The sequence below is a fragment of the Pseudarthrobacter sp. lyk4-40-TYG-27 genome, from assembly GCF_030209295.1.
Taxonomy (GTDB): Bacteria; Actinomycetota; Actinomycetes; order Actinomycetales; family Micrococcaceae; genus Arthrobacter.
In genome coordinates this window covers 727,951-748,818 of sequence record NZ_JARVSH010000001.1, presented here as the reverse complement: position 1 = coordinate 748,818, position 20,868 = coordinate 727,951, and the positions used below count along the sequence as shown (strand labels likewise).

Here is a 20,868-nt window from a genome sequence, read left to right as displayed (position 1 = left end):
GAGGGTGTGGGAGAGTAGGACACCGCCGGACACACATTGGTCGAGGCCCCAACCACACGGTTGGGGCCTCCCACATTTAACACCACCACCACCCACCACACGACCACGCCAGCTCACACCCGACACGTAACCCCGCAACCCCCGCTCACATCTGAGCGGGCGTTGGGGGAGAAGCTGCAGGATCTGAGCGGGCGTCGGGGTTGGAGCTGCAGGAAGTGAGCGGGCGTCGGGGTTGGAGCTGCAGGATCTGAGCGGGCGTCGGGGGAGGCTGCAGGATGTGAGCGGGCGTTCGGAGCACGAGCCAGGCCTCATCTGTGAAGATTGCCACGATTCGGCCGTCAAGGCTTTCGCCGTCCCGGGGGATTTGGCGTCTCCACTAGAATTGATGAAGATACACGGACTTCGAAGCGCTTGATTTCGGGTTGCGTAGGAAACAAAACGAGCGGCTGCAGTTGCGCCAGTGGTCGGCTCATAACAGGAGGAATCCAAATGGCCGAGCACAACGGTGGCAACCGCGGCAATGACCGGGGGGCCTTCCGGGGCAACAACAATTCCGGCGGGGACCCTCGCGGGTTCCGCTCCAGGTCGGACCGTGACCCCCGTGGCGGATCAGCAGGCGGTGGTGACCGTGATCGTAAGCCGTTTGGTGATCGTCCGCGTCGTGATGGTGAGGGTGACCGCCGTGGATTCAGTGGCAGCGGTGACCGTGACCGGAAACCGTTCGGTGATCGTCCGCGTCGGGATGGTGAGGGTGACCGCCGTGGATTCAGTGGAGGCGGTGACCGTGATCGTAAGCCGTTTGGTGATCGTCCGCGTCGTGATGGCGAGGGGGATCGTCGTGGATTCAGCGGCGGTGGTGACCGTGATCGTAAGCCGTTCGGTGATCGTGATCGTAAGCCGTTTGGTGATCGTGATCGTAAGCCGTTTGGTGATCGTCCGCGCCGTGACGGTGAGGGGGATCGTCGCGGATTCAGCGGCGGCGGTGACCGTGACCGTAAGCCGTTCGGTGATCGTGATCGTAAGCCGTTTGGTGATCGTGATCGTAAGCCGTTCGGCGACCGTGATCGTAAGCCGTTTGGTGACCGTCCGCGTCGCGATGGCGAGGGTGACCGCCGCGGATTCAGCGGCGGCGAGAACCGCAAGCCGTTCGGGGACCGCCAGGACCGCGCGCCCCGCAGTTTCGATCGTGGAGATTCCCGTTCAGAATCCGGGCGGGGCGGCTCGGGTCCCCGTGGCTTCGGCCGTGACCGCCAGGAGGAGCGCCCCGTCCGCGTGCCGAACGCAGCCGATCTCCGCAGCGCCAACCGGCCGGACCGCGAACGTTCGCCCGAAATCGATGAGGACGTCACGGGCAAGGAGCTGGACCGCGCCACGCACCACCAGATCAAGACCCTCGAGCCGAAGAGTGCTGAGTGGGTGGCCCGCCACTTGGTGATGGCCGGCCGGTTGATCGACGACGAACCCGAGCTGGCGTTCCAGCATGCCCTCGCCGCAAGCCGGCGTGGTGGACGGCTCGCAGCGGTCCGTGAAGCGGTCGGCCTGACCGCCTATGCCGCCGGGCATTACGGCGAGGCGCTCCGCGAATTCCGTACGTTCCGCCGGATCAGCGGCTCCAACGTCCACCTTCCTGTCATGGCCGACTGCGAACGCGGCCTGGGACGTCCGGACAGGGCGCTGGACGTTGCCCGCTCCGAGGAAGCCCAGGACCTTGACGCACCCGGCAAAGTGGAACTGGCTATCGTCGCCGCCGGCGCCCGCACCGACCTCGGCCAGCTGGATGCCGCTGTAGCCGAGCTCGAGATCCAGCAGTTGGACATCAACCGCGCATTTTCCTACAGCCCGCGGCTGTTCCGCGCCTACGCTGACGCCCTCGCCGCTGTTGGCCGCCAAGCAGAGTCGGAAAAGTGGAGCAGGCAGGCCGTCGTTGCCGAAAACGCCCTCGGCCAGGGCGTCGATGAAGAACCCGAAATCATCGACCTCGGCTGGGACGAAGAGGAAGAAGCCCGGGAAGAAGCCGAACGCCGTAAGCTGCTGGACCGTGCGTCCGCGTCCCCGGAAGCACGGGGCTCCGAAACCGAAGACGCCGCCGCTCCTTCCCCGGAAAGCGCCCAGGCTGGTCGCGCCACCGCGGCCAAGACGGTCCAGGACAGCAACCTCGACGACCAGGACGCCGACTACTTCGTCTCCGACGACGCCGAATCCGACCCGGACTCGGTGGAAGAGGACGAGCTTGATACCGACGCCTCGGAACAAAGCCACGAAGACGGGGCAGACAGCGCCCAGCACATCGACGAACGCCGGGAGGACTGACACCGGATGAGTGACGCTTCCCTGGTTTCCCGCTTCGACGCACTCCTCGCAGACCTGGACGGCGTGGTCTACGCCGGCCCGCACGCCATCCCGGGAGCCGTCGATGCGCTGAAGCAGCTCTCCGGGCTGGGCATCGGGCTGGGCTACGTAACGAACAACGCCTCCCGCTCCCCGGCGGAGGTGGCCGGGCACCTTCGCGAGCTCGGTGCCCCGGCAGAGGACAACCAGGTGGTCAGCTCGTCCCAAGCGGCGGCGGACCTGCTGGCCTCGCTTCTCCCGGCCGGCTCACGGGTCCTGATTACCGGCAGTTCCGCGCTGGCCCGGGAAATAGAGTTGGCAGGCCTGGTACCGGTTGGCAGCCAGGACGAGGAACCCGTGGCCGTGGTGCAGGGCTTCAGCCCGTCCATCGGCTGGAAGGACCTGGCGGAAGCCACCTATGTGGTGTCCGCCGGTGCCCTGTGGGTTGCAACAAACACCGACATGTCCATTCCGCAGGCCCGCGGCATCGCACCCGGGAACGGGACCCTGGTGGCCGCCGTCGCGGCGGCGACCGGACAGAAGCCCAAAGTCGCCGGCAAACCCGAGGCGCCGCTGTTCCACTCCGCCGCCAAGCGCCTCGGTGCCGAGCGTCCCTTGGTCGTGGGCGACCGGCTGGACACGGACATCCTGGGCGGCAACAACGCAGGCTTTGCCACGGTCGCCGTCCTGACCGGCGTCGACACCCGGGAAAGCATCCTCGCGGCGCGGTCCGCGGAACGGCCCGACTACATCATCGAAGACCTTGCCGGGCTGCACCGTCCGTACCCGGACGTGACGCACGACGACGGCACGTACGCATGCGGCCAGGCGACGGCACGCGTGGCCAACGGCGCGGTGGGCATCATTGGCAGCAAGGAAGACCTTGATTCCTGGCGGGCAGCATGTGCCGCTTGGTGGGCTGCGACCCCGGACGCATCCGCCCCGCAGGCGCCCAAGCTGGTGTGGATGGATCACTAGGATGGTTCCATGACTGAGCTGACCGAACCGGACAACGTGCCAGCCCAGCCTGCTCCCGAGTGGCCGCAGGCCGTCGGACAGGACATCCCCGATCCAGGCGTGGCGCAGGCGGTCGACCGTCTCCAGGAGATACCCCGGCTTCCAACCGCCGGTCACGAAGACCTGTACAACCGGCTTCACGACGACCTGCTGGCCGCGCTCAACACCGACCCCACGGATAGCGCACCTGCCGCCAATGCTCCCGCAGGAGGCAGCGCCTGATGCCCGTCCGCCTCGACCAGGCACTGGTGGCCCGCGGCCTGGCACGGTCGCGCACGCACGCGGCGTCGCTCATCGCGGAAGGCAAGGTCAGTTCCGGCGGCCAGGTCCTCGCCAAAGCATCCCTCCAGATCGATGACGGCCGGGACATCGCCGTCGAGCATGATGACCAGGATGTTTACGCCAGCCGTGCCGGTCACAAGCTGGCCGGTGCCCTTGACGCCTTTCCGGCGATCACCGTCCAGGGCAAGAGGTGCCTTGACGCCGGCGCCTCCACCGGCGGCTTCACGGACGTCCTGCTCCGCCGCGGGGCCGCGCACGTGGTGGCGGTCGACGTCGGGCACGGCCAGTTGGTGCCGCACCTCCGAAACGACCCGCGCGTGGCCGTCCACGAGGGAATGAATGTCCGGTACATGGCGCCGGAGGACATCGTCGGGACGTGCGCCCTGACGGTGGCCGACCTCTCCTTCATTTCGCTCACCCTGGTGGTGCGGCCGCTGGCGGCCTGCACCGACCCTGGCGGCGACCTGGTGCTCATGGTGAAGCCGCAATTCGAAATCGGCAAGGACCGCCTGGGCAGGACTGGCGTGGTCACGTCGGAGCGCGAACGCAGGCTGGCCGTAGAGAAAGTCGCCATGGCGGCGCTCGACGCCGGCCTGGACCTGTGCGGGCTGGCGGTCAGCCCGCTTCCGGGACAGGATGGCAACGTCGAATACTTCCTGTGGATAAAACGCAGGAACACCCAAGACTTGCCTAAGATCGAAGAGCGAGAGGCAGCAGCCGCTGCGTTGCTCGGACAAATCTGGCCGAACCACTAGAGAGCGGAACCTGATGAGCAGGCGTGTATTGGTCCTTGCCCACACCGGCCGCGAGGAATCACTGAAGGCTGCCTGGGAAGCCTGCGCCCTGCTGCACGCGTCGGGCATCGTCCCTGTGATGCAGGAGTCCGAGCTGGGGGACATGGAGCGTTTTTTTGGCCACCTGGCCCAGCCGGTGGAGGTGCTCCACGACCATGTCCAGCTGTCCGACGTCGAACTCGTCATGGTCCTTGGCGGCGACGGAACCATCCTGCGCGCAGCCGAACTGGTACGCGAGGAGGACGTGCCCCTGCTGGGCGTCAACCTTGGGCACGTGGGCTTCCTGGCCGAAAGCGAACGGGCGGACCTGGCCCAGACCGTCGACTGGATCGCCAGCCGTGAATACACGGTGGAAGAGCGGATGACCATTGACGTCCAGGTGTGGGTCAGGGGACAAAAGATTTGGCACACCTGGGCTTTAAACGAAGCCGCCATCGAGAAGGCCAACCGCGAACGGATGCTCGAAGTTGTGACCGAAGTGGATGAGCGCCCGCTCACGTCCTTTGGCTCGGACGGCATCGTACTGGCCACCCCAACCGGTTCCACGGCCTACGCGTTCTCTGCCGGCGGACCCGTGGTCTGGCCGGAAGTGGAAGCCTTGGTGATCGTGCCCATCAGTGCGCACGCGCTGTTTGCCAAGCCACTGGTTGTCTCGCCCCGGTCCAGGCTGGCCGTCGAGGTGCTCGGCCGGACCGACGCGCAGGGTGTGCTGTGGTGTGACGGCCGGCGCTCCGTGGACCTGCCGCCCGGCGCCCGCGTCGAGGTCACCAAGTCCGCCAACCCGGTGCGGCTGGCCCGCACCCACCAGACCCCCTTCTCCGCCCGCCTGGTCCGCAAGTTCGAACTGCCCATCCACGGCTGGCGCGGCCCCGTGCCCAAAGCCGACGCAGTGCACACCGGCCCCATCCCGCTGGTCCGCACGCCACGGCCCATGCCGCCGCTGCAGGTCCCGGAGCCGGACGGCGCCGGCGGCGACCCCGATCCGTCGACTGCAAAGTGAATCCATGATTGAAGAACTGAGAATCCGCGATCTGGGCGTCATCACCGACGCAACGCTGCCGCTCGGCCCGGGCCTGAGCGTGGTGACCGGCGAAACCGGTGCCGGCAAGACCATGGTGGTCACCGCCGTCGGCCTCCTGCTGGGTGCCCGGTCGGATGCCGGGGCCGTCCGCAGCGGCGCGAAGAGCGCCACGGCCGAGGCCGTCCTGAAGCTTGAAGCCGGGCATCCGGCCATCGCCCGCGCCCTTGATGCCGGCGCGGAAGCAGAAGAGTTCGACGACGGCGCCGAGCTGATCCTGGCCCGCCGCCTGGGCGCGGACGGACGCAGCCGGGCGTTCCTGGGCGGCCGGGCCGCTCCGGTGGGTGTACTGGCCGAGATCGGCGAGTCGCTGGTGGTGGTGCATGGCCAGTCGGACCAGATCCGGCTCAAGAGCGCCACGGCCCAGCGGGAGGCGCTCGACAAGTTCGCCGGCGATGTCCTGGCCGGGCCCTTGGCCGCCTACCAGGAGCTCTACGGCCGGTGGAAGGCCAGCCAGGCAGAGCTGGACAGCCTGCGCAGCGCCGCCCGCGACCGGCTCCGGGAAGCGGAGTCGCTGGAGGCGGCCCTCGCGGAGATCGACGGCGTGGACCCCCAGCCCGGCGAGGACGAGCAGCTGAAGGCCGAAGCCGTAAAGCTTGCGAACGTTGAGGAACTCCGGATCGCCGCCAGCACCGCCCACCAGGCCCTCATCGCCGAGGACTTTGGCGAAGCCGCCGATGCAACCACGCTTGTGGATGCTGCAAAGCGCACCCTGGAGCATGTGGCAGAGCACGATGCCGAGCTCGGTTCCGCCGCCGCACGCCTGGCCGAAGTTGGTTTCCTGCTCAACGACATCGCCACGGAACTTGCCAGCTACCAGGCAGGACTGGACTCGGAAGGGCCGGAACGGCTTGCCGAAATCGAGGACCGCAGGGGCGCCTTGGCCAAGCTGGTCCGCAAGTACGCACCCACCATTGACGAGGTGCTGGTGTGGGCTGAAACTGCGCGGGTTCGGTACGACGAACTGCAGGACGACTCCTCCCGGATCGAGGCGCTGGACGCCGAGGTGGTGCGGGCCGAAGCGGAGCTCCAGAAGCAGTCGGCGGCCATCAGCAAGATCCGGTCCAAGGCCGCCAAGGACCTCTCGGCCCGTGTCAGCGCCGAATTGACGGCGCTGGCCATGGCAGACGCCACCCTGGTGATCAACCTGGAACCAGCCGGACAACTGGGCCCGCACGGCGCGGACGACATCAGTTTCCTGCTCCAGCCCCATTCCGGCGCTCCGGCCCGGCCGCTGGGCAAGGGTGCATCCGGCGGTGAATTGTCCCGCGTCATGCTGGCCATCGAGGTAGTGCTTGCCGCCGTGGATCCGGTCCCCACGTTCGTCTTCGACGAGGTGGACGCCGGGGTGGGCGGACGGGCCGCCGTTGAGATCGGCCGGCGGCTGGCGATGCTGGCCCGACACGTGCAGGTGCTGGTGGTCACCCACCTTCCCCAGGTGGCTGCTTTCGCTGACCAGCACATCACTGTGACCAAAACCTCGGTCAGGGGAGCGGACGGCAAAACCGCCACAGGCTTCACGTCCAGTGATGTCCGCCTCCTTGACGGTCCCGAACGGGTCCGTGAACTGGCCCGCATGCTGGCAGGCCAGGAGGACTCCGAATCCGCGCAGGCACACGCCCGCGAACTGCTGGACGACGCCAAGCTCCTGCCCCAGCGGGCCTGACGGGACAAGGACGGGACGGCTGAATTGATGATAGGCTCGAATTCCGTGGTGCAGCGATCAAATTCCCGTGTAAATTCCCGGTTCCCGGGCTCCTCCAAGACGACGAAGCACATTTTCGTCACCGGCGGTGTGGCGTCCTCGCTCGGTAAGGGACTGACGGCTTCAAGCCTTGGTCACCTGCTCCGGGCCCGCGGCCTGTCCGTGACGATGCAGAAGCTCGATCCCTACCTGAACGTGGATCCGGGCACAATGAACCCCTTCCAGCACGGCGAGGTCTTCGTGACCGACGACGGCGCCGAGACGGACCTCGACATCGGGCACTACGAGCGCTTCCTCGACGAGAACCTTGAAGGTTCCGCGAACGTGACCACCGGCCAGGTGTACTCGACGGTGATCGCGAAGGAACGCCGCGGCGAATACCTCGGCGACACCGTCCAGGTCATCCCGCACATCACGGATGAGATCAAGCGCCGCATGCGCCTGCCCGCCGAGGGAAAGAACGCCCCCGACGTCATCATCACCGAAATCGGCGGCACCGTTGGCGACATCGAGTCCCAGCCGTTCCTCGAATCCGCCCGCCAGGTCCGCCAGGACATCGGCCGCGGAAACGTATTCTTCCTGCACGTCTCGCTGGTGCCCTACATCGGGCCGTCCCAGGAATTGAAAACCAAGCCCACGCAGCACTCCGTGGCCGCGCTGCGCTCCATCGGCATCCAGCCCGAAGCGATCGTGATCCGTTCGGACCGCGAGGTTCCCGAAGCCATGCGGGAAAAGATCGGCCGGATGTGCGACGTCGACATCGACGCCGTGGTCAACGCCGCCGACGCCCCGAGCATCTACGACATCCCCAAGACCCTGCACTCCCAGGGACTGGACTCCTACATCGTCCGCGCCCTCGACCTGCCGTTCAAGGACGTCGACTGGACCAGCTGGGACAAACTGCTCGACGCCGTCCACAACCCCAAGCACCACGTCGAGATCGCCCTGGTGGGCAAGTACATCGACCTGCCCGACGCCTACCTTTCGGTGACCGAAGCACTGCGTGCCGGCGGCTTCGCCAACGAGGCCAAGGTGAAGATCCGCTGGGTCCCGTCCGACGAGTGCGAGACGCGCGAAGGCGCCATTAAGGCGCTCGACGGCGTCGACGCCATCTGCGTGCCGGGCGGCTTCGGCATCCGCGGACTGGAAGGGAAGCTCGGCGCCTTGAAGTTCGCCCGCGAAACCAAGCTCCCCGTCCTGGGTTTGTGCCTGGGCCTGCAGTGCATGGTCATCGAGTACGCCCGCAACGTAGTGGGCCTGGAGGGTGCCTCTTCCAGCGAGTTCGAACCGGACTCCAAATACCCCGTCATCGCCACGATGGAGGAACAGCTCGAGTTCGTCGAAGGGGGCGGAGACCTCGGCGGAACCATGCGCCTGGGCCTCTACGAAGCCAAGCTTGACGAAGGCTCGGTCATCGCCGGAACGTACGGCGCCACGACCGTCAGCGAACGCCACCGGCACCGGTACGAGGTCAACAACAAGTACCGCCAGCAGATTGCCGACAAGGGCCTGGTCTTCTCAGGTACCTCGCCGGACGGCAAGCTGGTGGAGTTCGTCGAGCTGCCCGCCGATGTTCACCCGTACTACGTGGCCACGCAGGCGCACCCCGAGCTGAGCTCGCGGCCCACCCGCCCGCACCCGCTGTTCGCCGGCTTGGTCAAGGCGGCCCTGGACCACCAGGGCGCCGGATCCCAGGCGGTTGCCGACACGGCTGCGCCCGTGGCCGGGAAGGCCGCGGCATCCGGTACGGTTACCGCTAAGTAGTCAATAGAGCAGAAGAAGGACGGCGCGATGCCTGGTACACCTGAAACCACCCCTGCAACGCAGGTTTCGGATGCACCAAGCCCGCGCCGTCTTTTGTCTACCGAGAAGGTGTACCAGGGCCGGATCTGGGACGTCGTCAGCGACACTTTCCAGCTTTCCGAGTCCGGGGATGCGCTGACCCGCGACTATATCGACCACCCCGGGGCAGTGGCTGTCCTGCCCATGGATGCCGGGGGCCGCATCCTGCTCCTAAAGCAGTACCGGCACCCGGTAGGGATGGATTTGTGGGAGGTGCCGGCCGGCCTGCTCGACGTCGAAGGCGAAGACTTCGTGGTGGGCGCCGCCCGCGAACTTGCCGAGGAAGCCGACCTCGCCGCCGGAACCTGGAACGTCCTTGCCGACGTCTTCAATTCGCCCGGCTCGTCCAGCGAAGCAATCCGCATCTACCTGGCCCGCGACCTCACCGAGATCCCGCACCACGAACGCCACGAGCGGACCGACGAGGAAGCGGAGATCGAGTTCCACTGGATCAGCCTGGACGATGCCGTGGCCTCCGTCCTGGCCGGGCGCCTGCACAACCCGTCCGCCGTCGTCGGGATCCTTGCCGCCGCAGCCGCCCGTGCCGGCAACTTCCAGGAACTCCGCCCAGCCGACGCCCCCTGGCCCGCGCACCCCAGCCAGCGCTGATGGGTCCCGGTCCTTCGGCTGAACCGGTGCCTTCCGCCGGACCGGCGCCGCACACCGCACCGGCCGCGGAACCGGCAGCAGGACGTTCCGGGGCCATCGACCGGGCCATCACCGATTATTTGCAACACGTGGGCGTGGAGCGGGGATTGGCCGCCAACACACTGGCGGCCTACCGCCGCGATCTCGCCCGGTACGCCCGGTACCTCGCGGGCGCCGGCTGCAGCCGCCCGGAGGACATCACCCGGCACCACGTCACCGGTTACGTCCGCGCCCTCTCCGACGGTTCCGACGGTGGCTCCGCCTTGGGAGTGCGGTCAGCGGCCAGGACAGTGGTGGCGGTAAGGGGACTGCACAAGTTCTGGGCCCTCGAAGGGTACACGCCGGCCGATCCCGCCAGCGAAGTCCATCCGCCGATGGCCGGCAAACGGCTGCCCAAAGCCATCAGTGTGGACGAGGTGACCCGCATCCTCGAGGCCGCGGGCACTGACACTGCCACCGGGTTGAGGGACCGGGCCCTGCTCGAGTTCCTCTATTCCACCGGAGCGCGGATCAGCGAGGCGGTGGGGCTGGACGTCGATGACATCACCCTCGCGGAGCCCGGGGCGGGTCCCGCCATCGTCCGGCTGTTCGGCAAGGGCTCGAAGGAACGGCTGGTCCCGCTGGGGTCGTACGGGGCACGCGCCCTCGATGCCTACCTGGTCCGCGGTCGCCCGCTGCTCGCCGCCAAGGGCAAAGGCACACCGGCCCTGTTCCTCAATGCCCGCGGCGGACGGATCAGCAGGCAGAGCGCCTGGACCATCCTGAAGGCTGCTGCGGAGAAAGCTAACATCACCAGGGACGTCTCACCCCACACGCTGCGCCACTCGTTCGCCACCCACCTCCTCGAAGGCGGCGCCGATGTCCGGGTGGTGCAGGAACTGCTGGGCCACGCCTCCGTAACCACCACCCAGGTCTACACGCTGGTCACGGCCGATACGTTGCGGGAGATCTACGCCGCCGCCCATCCGAGGGCTCTGGGCTAGCCGGCCCCGGGGCCTGCCGGCGGCAGGAAAAGATCGTTTACCCGGCCAGGTCCAGGGTTACTTCCGCTGCGCCGAGGGACAGGGCCAGGATCGAAGTGCCCAGTCCGGCCACGAGCAGCAGCCCCGGGTGGGCGAGGGCAACCACTACCTGCCGGAGCTGCGGCGAGCGGTGCAGGAACCCTGACGGCACACGCGAATGCACCGGTACCTGGCGCCAGCCCCGAAGGCGTCGCAGGAACCACGCGCAGCGCACGATCAGTGCCATCCACAGCACGGACACAACCAGCGGGACGGCCGCGGCGAGCAGGCTGAGTCCGAGCGAGGTGACTTCCCGCTCCGAATCGCCGGCAAGCGCCTGGACCGTGGTTGAAATTGAGGCGCTGGCCACGACCGAGATGCCCCACACCAGGAAAGCGGCAGTCAACGCCAGGAACCTGACGAAGAAGTGCGACAGCACAGATTCCCGTGTTGGCCGGAGGTACCGGCGCGGAGTTGCGTGAAGCACGGCCACAGTGCACGCCAAGGTGGGCAGGGCGGCCATCCCCACGCAGATGTACCAGGTCCAGCCGGCCAAGTCCAGGTACTCGTCGGCAACGATCAGCACCGCCCACGCACCGGTCCACGCCCACCCGGCATACAGCGGATTCCGGGCCAGCCAGCCCGGCAACGGCACGGGGCGGCGAAGCACGGCCCCAACTTTTGGTGCAGGGGTGGAGTGGTCCTCTCCAGCCGGGTTCATGGGCCTCACTGTAGCAATGGGGAAAGGCCCGTGGCAGCAGGCGTGATGCAGTCCGGTATCCGCGGAGGTGCCGGTTAGGCTGGAGCCATGACCGCAGCCGCCGTGACTCTTTGCTTCCTGCTCCGCGACGGGGCCGACGGGACTGAGGTCCTTCTGGGGCTGAAGCAGACAGGTTTCGGCAAGGGCAAGATCGTGGGCATCGGCGGCCACGTTGAACCGGGGGAGACCGACCAGCAGGCCGCGGTCCGGGAAGTCCTGGAAGAAACCGGTGTGGTTTTGCAGGTGGAAGACCTGGCCGACGCCGGATCGGTCCACTTCGTCTTCCCGGCCCGGCCGGAATGGAACATGCAGACCAGGCTCTTCACCGCCCGCCTGTGGCACGGCGAGCCGGCCCCCAGCGACGAAATCCTGCCCGAATGGTTCCCGGTGGATACCTTGCCGGTCGAGCGGATGTGGCAGGACGCGGACCACTGGCTCCCAGTGGTGCTCGAAGGCGGGACCGTGAGGGTCGTGGTCACCATGGAGGCCGACAACGAATCCATCGCCTCGTCCGAAAGCCTATTGGGCTGACCTGCCGGGCAACCTTCGCCTGGACAGCCACGGTGTTTCAGGACAGCCATGGCGATTAACGCCCGACGGCGGCCCGGGCACTTCGGTGCCCGGGCCGCCGTCGTCCACCACCCGCTAGGGAAGGTGCCGTTCCTCCACGCCGTTGTACTCGCTCAACGGCCTGATCAGCGAGTTCGAGTCCAACTGCTCCATGATGTGCGCGGTCCAGCCGGTGATCCGGCTGGCCACGAACAGGGGAGTGAAGGTAGGGGTGTCGAAGCCCATGAGGTGGTAGGTGGGCCCGGCGGGGTAGTCGAGGTTGGGCTTGATGGCCTTGGCCTCGTCCATCGCGGTTTCCAGCCCGTTGTACAGTCCCAGCAGCTCCGGGCGGCCGTAGTGGGCGATCATCTTGTCCAAGGCGGCCTTCATGGTGGGAACCCGGGAGTCGCCGTGCTTGTAGACGCGGTGGCCGAATCCCATGACCTTCTTCTTCTGGGCCAGGGCATCTTCCATCCATGCTTTGGCCCTGGCAGCGGCTTCTTCGAGGGATTCCTCCTGCCGGATGCCGATCTCGTCGAAGGTGTGCATGACGGCTTCGTTGGCGCCGCCGTGCAGCGGACCCTTGAGGGCTCCGATGGCTCCGGTCACTGCGGAGTGCAGGTCCGAGAGTGTCGAGGTGATCACGCGGGCGGTGAAAGTCGAGGCGTTGAAGGAGTGCTCAGCGTAGAGGATCATCGAGACGTTGAAGGCCTCCACCACTTCCGGGACCTGTTCTTCGCCGAAGGCCATCCAGAGGAAGTTTGCCGAGTAGCCCAGGTCATCGCGCGGTTCAACCACGTCCTGGCCGTGCCTGCGGCGCTGGTCGTAGGCCACCACCGCGGGCATGGCGGCGAACAGGTCGATGGCCTTGGCCATGTTGGCGTCCCGGGACGAATCTTCGGCCAGGGGGTGCCGTGCGCCCATCACCGAGGCTGCGGTGCGGCAAACATCCATCGGATGGGCCGTGGTGGGCAACGCGTCGATGACTGTCTTGACCACCGGATCCAGGGCCCGGCCGGCCCGTTCCCGCGCGGAAAACTCGGCGAGCTGTTCTTTCGCGGGCAGCTCTCCGTTCCACAGCAGGTAGGCGACTTCCTCGAAGCTGCACTTGGCAGCCAGTTCCTGGACAGGGTAGCCGCGGTAGAGCAGCGAGTTGGTGTCCGGGTTGACCTTCGACACCGCGGTGTAATCCACCACGACGCCGGCGAGGCCTTTTTTGATCTCATTTTCAGCCATGCTGAAACTCCTTTGTTCCTAACGCCTGTTGACCGGCCGGGGCCGGCAGTCCGGTGGGGGTGTCAGATTCCGGGGATCTGGAAGTTGAAGACCCCGGTGTCAAAGCGGTTGTAGGCCTCGTAGTCGACGAGGTCATAGAGACGCGCGCGGGTCAGCATGCTCGAAACCTGGGCCTCCTGGGTGCCGTCGGATTTGATCGATTCCAGAGTACGCTCAGCAGCGCCCATGGCACTACGGAGCAGCGTGACCGGGTAGATCACCATGTTGACGCCGACGCCGGCCAGTTGGTCAACCGTGAAGAGGTCGCTTTTGCCGAACTCGGTCATGTTGGCCAAGATCGGGACGTCCACGGCATCGCGGATGGCCTGGAATTCGCTGAGGTCCTTCATGGCTTCCGGGAAGATTGCGTCCGCTCCCGCGTCCACGAGGGCCTTGGCGCGCTGCTGTGCCGCCTCGAGTCCGTCGGTGGCCCTGATATCGGTGCGCGCCATGATCAGGAAGTTCGGATCGCGCCGGGCGTCGGCCGCGGCGCGGATCCGCTTGGTGGCGGTCTCGAGGTCCACCACGTTCTTGCCGTCGAGGTGGCCGCAGCGCTTGGGGTTGAACTGGTCCTCGATATGCAGGCCGGCCAGGCCCGCGTTCTCGAGTTCCTGCACGGTGCGTGCCACATTCATGGGTTCGCCAAAGCCGGTGTCGGCGTCCACGATCGAGGGCAGGTCTGTCATCCGGGCGATCTGCCCAGCCCGGGTAGCCACCTCGGTAAGGGTGGTCAGCCCGATGTCCGGCAGGCCGAGATCGTTGGCGAGGACCGCGCCGGAGATGTACACCCCGGCGAAGCCCTTTTCCTCGATCAGCCGCGCGGAGAGCGGGTTGAAGGCACCGGGGAACTGCTGGATGGTCCCGGAGGCGAGCAGTTCCCGGAACCGGATCCGCTTCTGCTCCGGGGTCGTCTTCGAATACAGCATTAGAAGAGTCCCTTCGGTGCTGCCGCCAGGTCGATGACGCCGGGGGCGGCGGTGATGTTCAGCTGGTCCAGCTCGCCCGCGGCGAGTTCGGGGAGGCGTTCGACGGCGGCGAGGAACCTTTCGATCTCGGCCTCCTCCACGAGCCCGGCGGCAAGGGTGCGGAACTTGTTGACGTACTGCTCCCGGGCGAACGGCCGGGCGCCCAGCGGGTGGGCGTCGGCGACGGCGATCTGGTCGGTGATGACGGTGCCGTCCTTGAGCGTGATTTCCACGGAGCCGCCGAAGGCCTTCTCGGCGATGTCCAGGGAGTGGTAGCGGCGGGTCCATTCGGGATCCTCGACCGTGGTGACCTTGTGCCACAGTTCCACCGTGTCCGGGCGGCCGGCTCGTTCCGGGGCGTACGAGTCGACGTGGTGCCAGGCGCCGTCCTGCAGCGCGACGGTGAAGATGTACGGGATGGAGTGGTCCAGGGTCTCGCGGGACGCGGTGGGGCTGTACTTCTGAGGGTCGTTGGCGCCGGAGCCGATCACGTAATGCGTGTGGTGGCTGGTCTTGATCAGCACGGACTCGACGTTGGCCGGGTCGGTGACCTCCGGGTGTTCCCCGTGCAGCTTGCGGGCCAGGTCGATCCAGGCCTGGGCCTGGTATTCGGCGGAGTGCTCCTTGGTGTAGGTGTCCAGGATGGCACGCTTGGCCTCGCCGTCCTCTGGCAGTGGCACCGAGTAGTTGGCATCGGGTCCATCGAGCATCCACGCGATCACGCCGTCTTCGCCTTCGTAGATGGGCACGGGGGAGGTCTGGCCGCGCATGGCACGGTCGGCGGACTCCACGGCCATCTTGCCGGCGAAGGCGGGGGCGTGGGCCTTCCAGGTGGAGATCTCGCCCTTGCGTGACTGGCGGGTGGCGGTGGTGGTGTGCAGTGCCTGGCCGACGGACTGGAAGATAGTTTCGACGTCGAGGCCCAGCAGGGTGCCGATGCCGGCCGCGGCGGAGGGGCCGAGGTGGGCCACGTGGTCGATCTTGTGTTTGTGCAGGCAGATGGCTTTGACCAGGTTGACCTGGATCTCATAGCCGGTGGCGATGCCGCGCACCAGGTCCTGGCCGCTGGAGCCGACGTGCTGGGCAACGGCGAGGATCGGCGGGATGTTGTCGCCCGGGTGGGAGTAGTCCGCGGCCAGGAAGGTGTCGTGGTAGTCGAGTTCGCGGACCGCGACACCGTTGGCCCAGGCCGCCCATTCCGGGGCCACGCGCTCCTCGATACCAAAGACCTTCGAGCCCTTGCCGCCGGTGGTGGGGCCGTGGGTGAGCGCCTGGGCGCGGGCGGCAACGATGGGGGCCCGGTTCAGGGACGCGATGGCCACGGAGGCGTTGTCGATGATCCGGTTGATCACCATGTCGGTGACGTCATCGGTAACCGCCACAGGATCCGCGGCCACCTTGGCGATCTTGAAGGCAAGCTGGTCCTCGCGGGCCAGGTTCTCTTCGCTCTTGTAGACGCGGACGTGGTGTTCCTTAACCATGGTGCTCCTTGTGGTGGGATGCGTGGGTTGCTTTGACGTGGGAGAGGCTGCGGTGCAGGTGCACAATCGTGGCTGCTTCGGCGAGCCTGGGGTTGCCTGCGGCGATTGCCTCGGCGATCGCGGCGTGCTCGGCGGCCGCGGCCGCCAGGCGCGCGGCGTCATCGGCGGCCAACCTGCGGATGCGGACCAAGTGCACGCGAAGGCTTCGCATGGCCTGGGCCAGGTAGGAGTTGGAGATGGCGGCATCGATGGCGGTATCCAGGCGTCCCACCAGCTCGTAGTACTCGTGGCGCGTGGGATCGTTACCGTTGATCATCTCCGGTGCGCGGACCAGTTCACCCCGCAACTGTTCGAAAGTGGCGGCATCGCCTCGGCTGGCAGCCAGCGCAGCAGCCTTGCCTTCAAGGGTTTCGCGCAGTTCGAACAGTTCGTCGATGTCCTCAAGGGAGATATCCGTGACCACCACACCGCGGCCGCCCGGCGTCGTCAGGCCTTCCGCGGTGAGCCGGCCGAGGGCCTCGCGGAGCGGGGTGCGCGAGACGCCGAGCCGTTCGGACTGCTCCACCTCGGCCAGGACCGTCCCGGGGGCAAGCCGCCATTCGACAATGTCGTCCCGGAGGGCGGCGTAGGCCTTCTCGCTGGCACGCACGGGAGTCTCCTTCCTCGGTAGATGAACATCATTGTATACAAAGACTGCTGATCGACCAAGCAAATTCACCCATCTCCTGCCTTTTGCCGCAGTTCTGTATACACGGGTCTTGTGGTGAGCCTCCTAAGGAACTAGCATGACCTGCATCACAATGTCGTGGACGGGTTGACTTCATGGGCACCAGCAGCTATCGGGAATGCTATGGGCGCAGCGTGCAGCGGCCGGAGGACTTCTGGCGAGACGCCGCCCGGGCCGTCGACTGGAGCGTCCAGCCCACCCGCGCCCTGGATTCGAGCCGCGCCCCGCTCTACCGCTGGTTCCCCGACGGTGAGCTGAATACCTGCTACAACGCGCTGGACCGGCATGTGGCCGCAGGCCGCGGAGACCAGACGGCACTGATCTACGACTCCGCCATGCTGGGCATCCAGCAGCGCTTCAGCTATGCAGAACTCACCGAACTTGTGGCCCGTTTCGCCGGAGTGCTCCGGCGTAACGGTGTGGGCAAGGGCGACAGGGTGGTGATCTACCTGCCCATGATTCCTGAGGCCGCCATCGCCATGCTGGCCACTGCCCGCCTGGGCGCGATCCATTCGGTGGTCTTCGGCGGCTTCGCCCCCAAGGAACTTGCCGCCCGGATTCGCGACGCCGCCCCCGCCGTCGTCGTCACCGCCTCGGGAGGGCTCGAGCCCTCCCGCCGGATCGAATACCTGCCGGCCGTCGCCGAGGCGCTGGAGCTCGCCGGAACGCCGGCGACCCCGGTGCTGGTCAAGGGCCGGGACGGCTTCAAGGACTCCGCGGCGGACCACGCCGGCTGGCTGGACTGGGAGAGCGAAATGGCATCCGCGGATCCCGCCGCACCGGTGGACGTCATGGCCACGGATCCCCTCTACATCCTGTACACCTCCGGGACCACAGGCACCCCCAAAGGCGTGGTGCGGGACAACGGCGGCCACGCCGTCGCCTTGCGCTGGACCCTGGAAAACATCTACGACGTCGGTCCCGGCGACGTCATGTGGACCGCCTCGGACGTGGGCTGGGTGGTGGGCCACTCCTACATCGTCTACGGTCCGCTGCTCGCCGGCGCCACCACCGTGATCTACGAGGGCAAACCGGTGGGAACCCCCGACGCCGGTGCGTTCTGGCGGGTGATCCAGGACCACAGGGTCAACGTGCTCTTCACCGCCCCGACCGCGCTGCGGGCCATCCGCAAGGCCGACCCGGAGGCCATGCTGCTGAAGAACTACGACATCTCCAGCCTGCGGACCCTCTTCGCCGCGGGGGAGCGGCTGGACACGGACACCTTCCACTGGGCCTCCCGCGTCCTCGGCGTGCCCGTGGTGGACCACTGGTGGCAGACCGAGACCGGCTGGGCCATCTGCGCCAACCCGCGCGGACTGGACAAACTGCCGATCAAGCCGGGCTCGCCCAGTGTTCCGATGCCCGGCTTCAGGCTGCGGATCCTCGACGCGGCCGGCCAGGAGGTGGAAGCCGGCACCGAGGGCAACATAGTCCTCGACCTGCCGCTCCCGCCAGGCACCCTTGCCACCCTGTGGCGGAATGACGAACGGTTCATCTCCTCCTACCTGCAGGCGTTCGAGGGGAGCTACGCCACCGGAGACTCCGGCTACCGGGACAAGGACGGCTACCTCTTCGTGATGGGCCGCACCGACGACATCATCAACGTCGCCGGGCACCGGCTTTCCACCGGTGCCATGGAGCAGGTGATCGGCCAGCACCCGGCCGTTGCCGAATGCGCGGTGATCGGCGTCGCGGACTCCCTGAAGGGCCAGCGCCCCAGCGGCTATGTAGTGCTCAAATCCGGGGTGGACATACCCCCGGAACTCCTGGAGAAAGACCAGGTCGCCCTGGTGCGGCGGGACATCGGCGCGGTGGCGGATTTCAAGCACGTCACGGTGGTGGAGGCCCTGCCCAAGACCCGATCCGGAAAGATCCTCCGCAAGACCATGCGGCAGATCGCCGACGGAGAGGAGTACACCGTGCCGTCAACCATCGAGGACCCCGGGGTCATCGGCCAACTGGCCGGCGTACTGCGGCCGGAACGCGCAGCCGGAGACTGAGCCGCAGGAGTATACGGCCCTGGACCTCAGCGGGCGGTCCACCGGTATTCGTTCTCCGGCCTGCCGGGGGTGCCGTAGCGGGCCGTACGGGAAACGGTGCCGGCATCGGCAAGGTACTCCAGGTACCTCCGTGCCGTTACCCGGGACATTCCCAGGGCCTCCATGACTTCGGTGGCAGAGACTGCCCCGGGCTGTTGGCGGAGGAACTCCTGGACTGAACCGAGGGTGGAGGTGGAAAGCCCCTTGGGCAGCGGCAACTCCGAGGGAGCCCGCAAGCTGGCGAAGGCCTGGTCCACATCACTCTGCGAAGCGCCCCCTCTGCCTGCCCCGGCACCTGCCCCGGCCAGCTGCTGCCTGAACTGGCGGTAGCTTTCGAGCTTGTCGGAGAACGTGGCGAACGTGAACGGCTTGATCAGGTACTGGACCACGCCGATGGCGACGGCACTGCGGACGATGGCCAATTCGCGGACGGCGGTGATGGCGATGATGTCGGCAAGGATTCCGGCCGAACGCATGCGCCGGGCAATGTCCAGGCCGTGCAGGTCCGGCAGGTTCATGTCCAGCAGGACCAGTTCCACGGGCTCTCCGGCCGCCACGAACTCGTTCAGCAGCCGCAGGGCCGACTGGCCGTCCGGGGCGGTCCCGGCGAGCTCGAATCCGGGCAGCCGCCCCACGTAGGCGGCGTGGGCTGCGGAGGCGATCGCTTCATCCTCAACGACGAGGACCCGGATGTTGCTCACTGGCTGTGCTCCTTTTCCGGGGGCACCGCCGCGGGCAGGAATACTTCGAACTTGGCGCCGTTCCGTCCATTGATGGCCAGCGTACCGCCCAAACGCCCCACAGCCTGCCGGACCAGCGCCAGTCCGACCCCCCGGCCTCCGGGACCGGCCGGCTTCGTGCTGAAGCCATGCCGGAAGATCAGTTCGGCATCGGCCGGGTCGATGGGGGTCCCGGAATCGTTGACGGCGATGTCCAGTCCTTCCTCGTCCGCTTCCAGGGTCAGCTGGACCCGCCGCGGAGCGGGAGCATCGGCTGCCGCGTCAATGGCGTTGTCCAGCAGGTTGCCCATGATCGTCACCAGGTCCTGGACGGCCACACCAGGCGTCGAGCCCGAACCCAGGGTGGACACGTCCAGCTGCACCCCGCGTTCGTGGGCCTCGGCCACTTTTCCCATGACCAAGGCGCCCACCACCGGTTCGTCGATGGAGCTCACCATGTCATCGGTCAGCTGCTGGCTCAACGCCAGGTCCTTCGTGGCAAAGTCCAGGGCCTCCCCGGTCCGGCCCAGCTCAAGGAGCGAGACCATGGTGTGCAGCCGGTTGGCGTGTTCGTGGGTCTGCGCCCGCAACGCATCGGACAGGGTCCGCATGGTCTGCAGCTCGTTGCCCAGCGCTTCGATCTCCGTCCTGTCACGGAGTGTCGCAACCGTTCCGTACACCGGCACCTTGCCGCGCGCACCGGGGGACTCCGGACCCCGGGCGGGGCCTTGGTTGACCACCAGCACGCGGGAACCTGTCAGGACCATCTCGTCCTTGGTGGTACGTCCGGACTCGAAGAGGCTGCGAAGCTCGCTGTCCAGCGGGAGATCGGCCAACGACGGCGGCTTGGTGGGATCATTGCTTCCGGTCTCGGCAAGGCCCAGCAGCTCGGCGGCCTGGTCGTTGTACATCACCACCCGCTTCCTGGCATCGATCAGGATCAGCCCTTCGCGGACCGAGTGGAGTACCGACTCGTAGTAGGCGAACAGCTGGGCCAACTGTTCGGGGCCCCAGCCGCGGGTCACCCGGCGGAGGTACCGGCCCAGCAGCCACGAAGCCAGGGACCCGCCCACCAGCAGGGCAATTCCCAAGGCGAGCAGCACGGGGAGCCGGGCAGCGAAGGCAACGTCGACGTTGCGGACCGTAACGCCAACAGCCACCAGTGCCTTGATTGTTCCTGCCGAATCCTTGACCGGAACGATGGTCCGGACGGAAGGGCCCAGGGTACCCGCCGTGACTTCCGTAAAGGTGCGCCCCTGGAGGGCGGCATCGATGGAACCGATATATGGCCGGCCCAGTTCCTCATCCCGGGGATGCGTCCAGCGGGTCCGGTCGGGAGCCATGATGGTGATGAAGTCCACCCGTGCCGCGGCGGTGACATCCTTGGCGTACGGCTGCAGCAGGACGGAGGGATCCGGCGTGGCTGCTGCTTGGAGCACCAAGGGATTGGCGGCGATGGAGGCAGCCACGCCCTCCATCCGGCGGCCGGCTTCATCATAGGTCCGGTCCCGTGCGTCGAGGTAGGCGGCAGTTCCTACGATGGCGATGAAGCACACCACGATCAGCAGGTTTGCCACGAAGAGCCGGCGGGCGATACTCCAACGGTGGATCATGCGTACCTCCATCTGACCCTGCGGGTGCCGCGACCAATATGAACG

The 20,868-nt window shown here is 67.0% G+C and carries 19 protein-coding genes; 12 read left to right on the top strand and 7 right to left on the bottom strand.

Annotation, left to right across the window (positions count from 1 at the left end; translation table 11 throughout):
- Positions 1-592: 592 nt before the first annotated feature.
- The 10 genes from QRM96_RS03455 to xerD are packed head-to-tail and all read left to right on the top strand — an operon-like array spanning position 593 to position 10,677.
- Positions 593-1,435 carry a hypothetical protein gene (locus tag QRM96_RS03455; protein ID WP_285318350.1) on the top strand — a complete coding sequence of 281 codons (843 nt, stop codon included), beginning with the start codon at positions 593-595 and terminating at the stop codon, positions 1,433-1,435.
- A complete protein-coding gene (locus tag QRM96_RS03450; RefSeq protein ID WP_285318370.1) occupies positions 1,435-2,310 on the top strand; it encodes a hypothetical protein in 876 nt (291 codons plus the stop codon). Before QRM96_RS03455 ends, QRM96_RS03450 begins: the two co-directional genes overlap by 1 nt.
- Before the next feature lie 6 nt (positions 2,311-2,316).
- Positions 2,317-3,306, top strand: coding sequence for an HAD-IIA family hydrolase (locus tag QRM96_RS03445; protein WP_018763497.1), 990 nt, complete (start codon positions 2,317-2,319; stop codon positions 3,304-3,306).
- A gap of 9 nt (positions 3,307-3,315) precedes the next feature.
- Positions 3,316-3,567: a hypothetical protein gene (locus tag QRM96_RS03440; RefSeq protein ID WP_018763498.1), complete on the top strand. Its 252-nt coding sequence runs from the start codon at positions 3,316-3,318 to the stop codon at positions 3,565-3,567.
- Positions 3,567-4,382, top strand: a complete 816-nt coding sequence (locus tag QRM96_RS03435; protein WP_018763499.1) for a TlyA family RNA methyltransferase — start codon at positions 3,567-3,569, stop codon at positions 4,380-4,382. The genes QRM96_RS03440 and QRM96_RS03435 overlap by 1 nt, the downstream gene beginning before the upstream one ends.
- Positions 4,383-4,395: 13 nt before the next feature.
- Positions 4,396-5,421 carry an NAD kinase gene (locus QRM96_RS03430; protein WP_026265079.1) on the top strand — a complete coding sequence of 342 codons (1,026 nt, stop codon included), beginning with the start codon at positions 4,396-4,398 and terminating at the stop codon, positions 5,419-5,421.
- 4 nt (positions 5,422-5,425) lie between these two features.
- A complete protein-coding gene (recN, locus tag QRM96_RS03425) occupies positions 5,426-7,165 on the top strand; it encodes a DNA repair protein RecN (protein WP_285318348.1) in 1,740 nt (579 codons plus the stop codon).
- A gap of 27 nt (positions 7,166-7,192) precedes the next feature.
- Complete coding sequence (gene pyrG, locus QRM96_RS03420; RefSeq protein ID WP_133832200.1) at positions 7,193-8,968, top strand: CTP synthase; 1,776 nt, start codon at positions 7,193-7,195, stop codon at positions 8,966-8,968.
- A gap of 27 nt (positions 8,969-8,995) precedes the next feature.
- Positions 8,996-9,655 (top strand): NUDIX domain-containing protein, encoded by a 660-nt coding sequence (locus QRM96_RS03415; protein ID WP_285318346.1) that lies wholly within the window; start codon positions 8,996-8,998, stop codon positions 9,653-9,655.
- On the top strand, positions 9,655-10,677 hold the full coding sequence (xerD, locus tag QRM96_RS03410) for a site-specific tyrosine recombinase XerD (RefSeq protein ID WP_285318345.1): 1,023 nt from the start codon (positions 9,655-9,657) through the stop codon (positions 10,675-10,677). Before QRM96_RS03415 ends, xerD begins: the two co-directional genes overlap by 1 nt.
- 37 nt (positions 10,678-10,714) lie before the next feature.
- On the opposite strand, the gene QRM96_RS03405 is transcribed toward xerD, so the two are convergent.
- Positions 10,715-11,416 carry a hypothetical protein gene (locus QRM96_RS03405; protein ID WP_109864179.1) on the bottom strand — a complete coding sequence of 234 codons (702 nt, stop codon included), beginning with the start codon at positions 11,414-11,416 and terminating at the stop codon, positions 10,715-10,717.
- 87 nt (positions 11,417-11,503) lie between these two features.
- On the opposite strand from QRM96_RS03405, the gene QRM96_RS03400 reads away from it, so the two are divergent.
- Entirely contained in the window at positions 11,504-11,986 is a 483-nt protein-coding gene (locus QRM96_RS03400; RefSeq protein ID WP_285318342.1) for an 8-oxo-dGTP diphosphatase, read from the top strand.
- Positions 11,987-12,100: 114 nt separating this feature from the next.
- Here the strand turns inward: QRM96_RS03400 and QRM96_RS03395 are convergent, their stop codons facing one another.
- The 4 genes from QRM96_RS03395 to QRM96_RS03380 form a co-directional block, all read right to left on the bottom strand.
- The gene (locus QRM96_RS03395; protein WP_018763507.1) at positions 12,101-13,240 is read right to left on the bottom strand and encodes a bifunctional 2-methylcitrate synthase/citrate synthase; all 1,140 of its coding nucleotides are present in this window, start codon (positions 13,238-13,240) and stop codon (positions 12,101-12,103) included.
- Between the two features lie 62 nt (positions 13,241-13,302).
- A complete protein-coding gene (prpB, locus tag QRM96_RS03390; protein WP_109864181.1) occupies positions 13,303-14,205 on the bottom strand; it encodes a methylisocitrate lyase in 903 nt (300 codons plus the stop codon).
- Entirely contained in the window at positions 14,205-15,725 is a 1,521-nt protein-coding gene (locus tag QRM96_RS03385; protein WP_285318341.1) for an MmgE/PrpD family protein, read from the bottom strand. The genes prpB and QRM96_RS03385 overlap by 1 nt, the downstream gene beginning before the upstream one ends.
- The gene (locus tag QRM96_RS03380; protein ID WP_018763510.1) at positions 15,718-16,374 is read right to left on the bottom strand and encodes a GntR family transcriptional regulator; all 657 of its coding nucleotides are present in this window, start codon (positions 16,372-16,374) and stop codon (positions 15,718-15,720) included. The genes QRM96_RS03385 and QRM96_RS03380 overlap by 8 nt, the downstream gene beginning before the upstream one ends.
- 173 nt (positions 16,375-16,547) lie before the next feature.
- Here QRM96_RS03380 and QRM96_RS03375 point away from each other — a divergent pair, with 173 nt between their 5' ends.
- A complete protein-coding gene (locus QRM96_RS03375) occupies positions 16,548-18,452 on the top strand; it encodes a propionyl-CoA synthetase (protein ID WP_285318339.1) in 1,905 nt (634 codons plus the stop codon).
- A 26-nt stretch (positions 18,453-18,478) separates the two neighbouring features.
- Here QRM96_RS03375 and QRM96_RS03370 read toward each other — a convergent pair whose 3' ends face one another.
- Both QRM96_RS03370 and QRM96_RS03365 read right to left on the bottom strand, forming a co-directional pair.
- Positions 18,479-19,192: a response regulator gene (locus QRM96_RS03370; protein WP_018763512.1), complete on the bottom strand. Its 714-nt coding sequence runs from the start codon at positions 19,190-19,192 to the stop codon at positions 18,479-18,481.
- Positions 19,189-20,823: a sensor histidine kinase gene (locus QRM96_RS03365; RefSeq protein ID WP_018763513.1), complete on the bottom strand. Its 1,635-nt coding sequence runs from the start codon at positions 20,821-20,823 to the stop codon at positions 19,189-19,191. The genes QRM96_RS03370 and QRM96_RS03365 overlap by 4 nt, the downstream gene beginning before the upstream one ends.
- Positions 20,824-20,868: the final 45 nt, after the last annotated feature.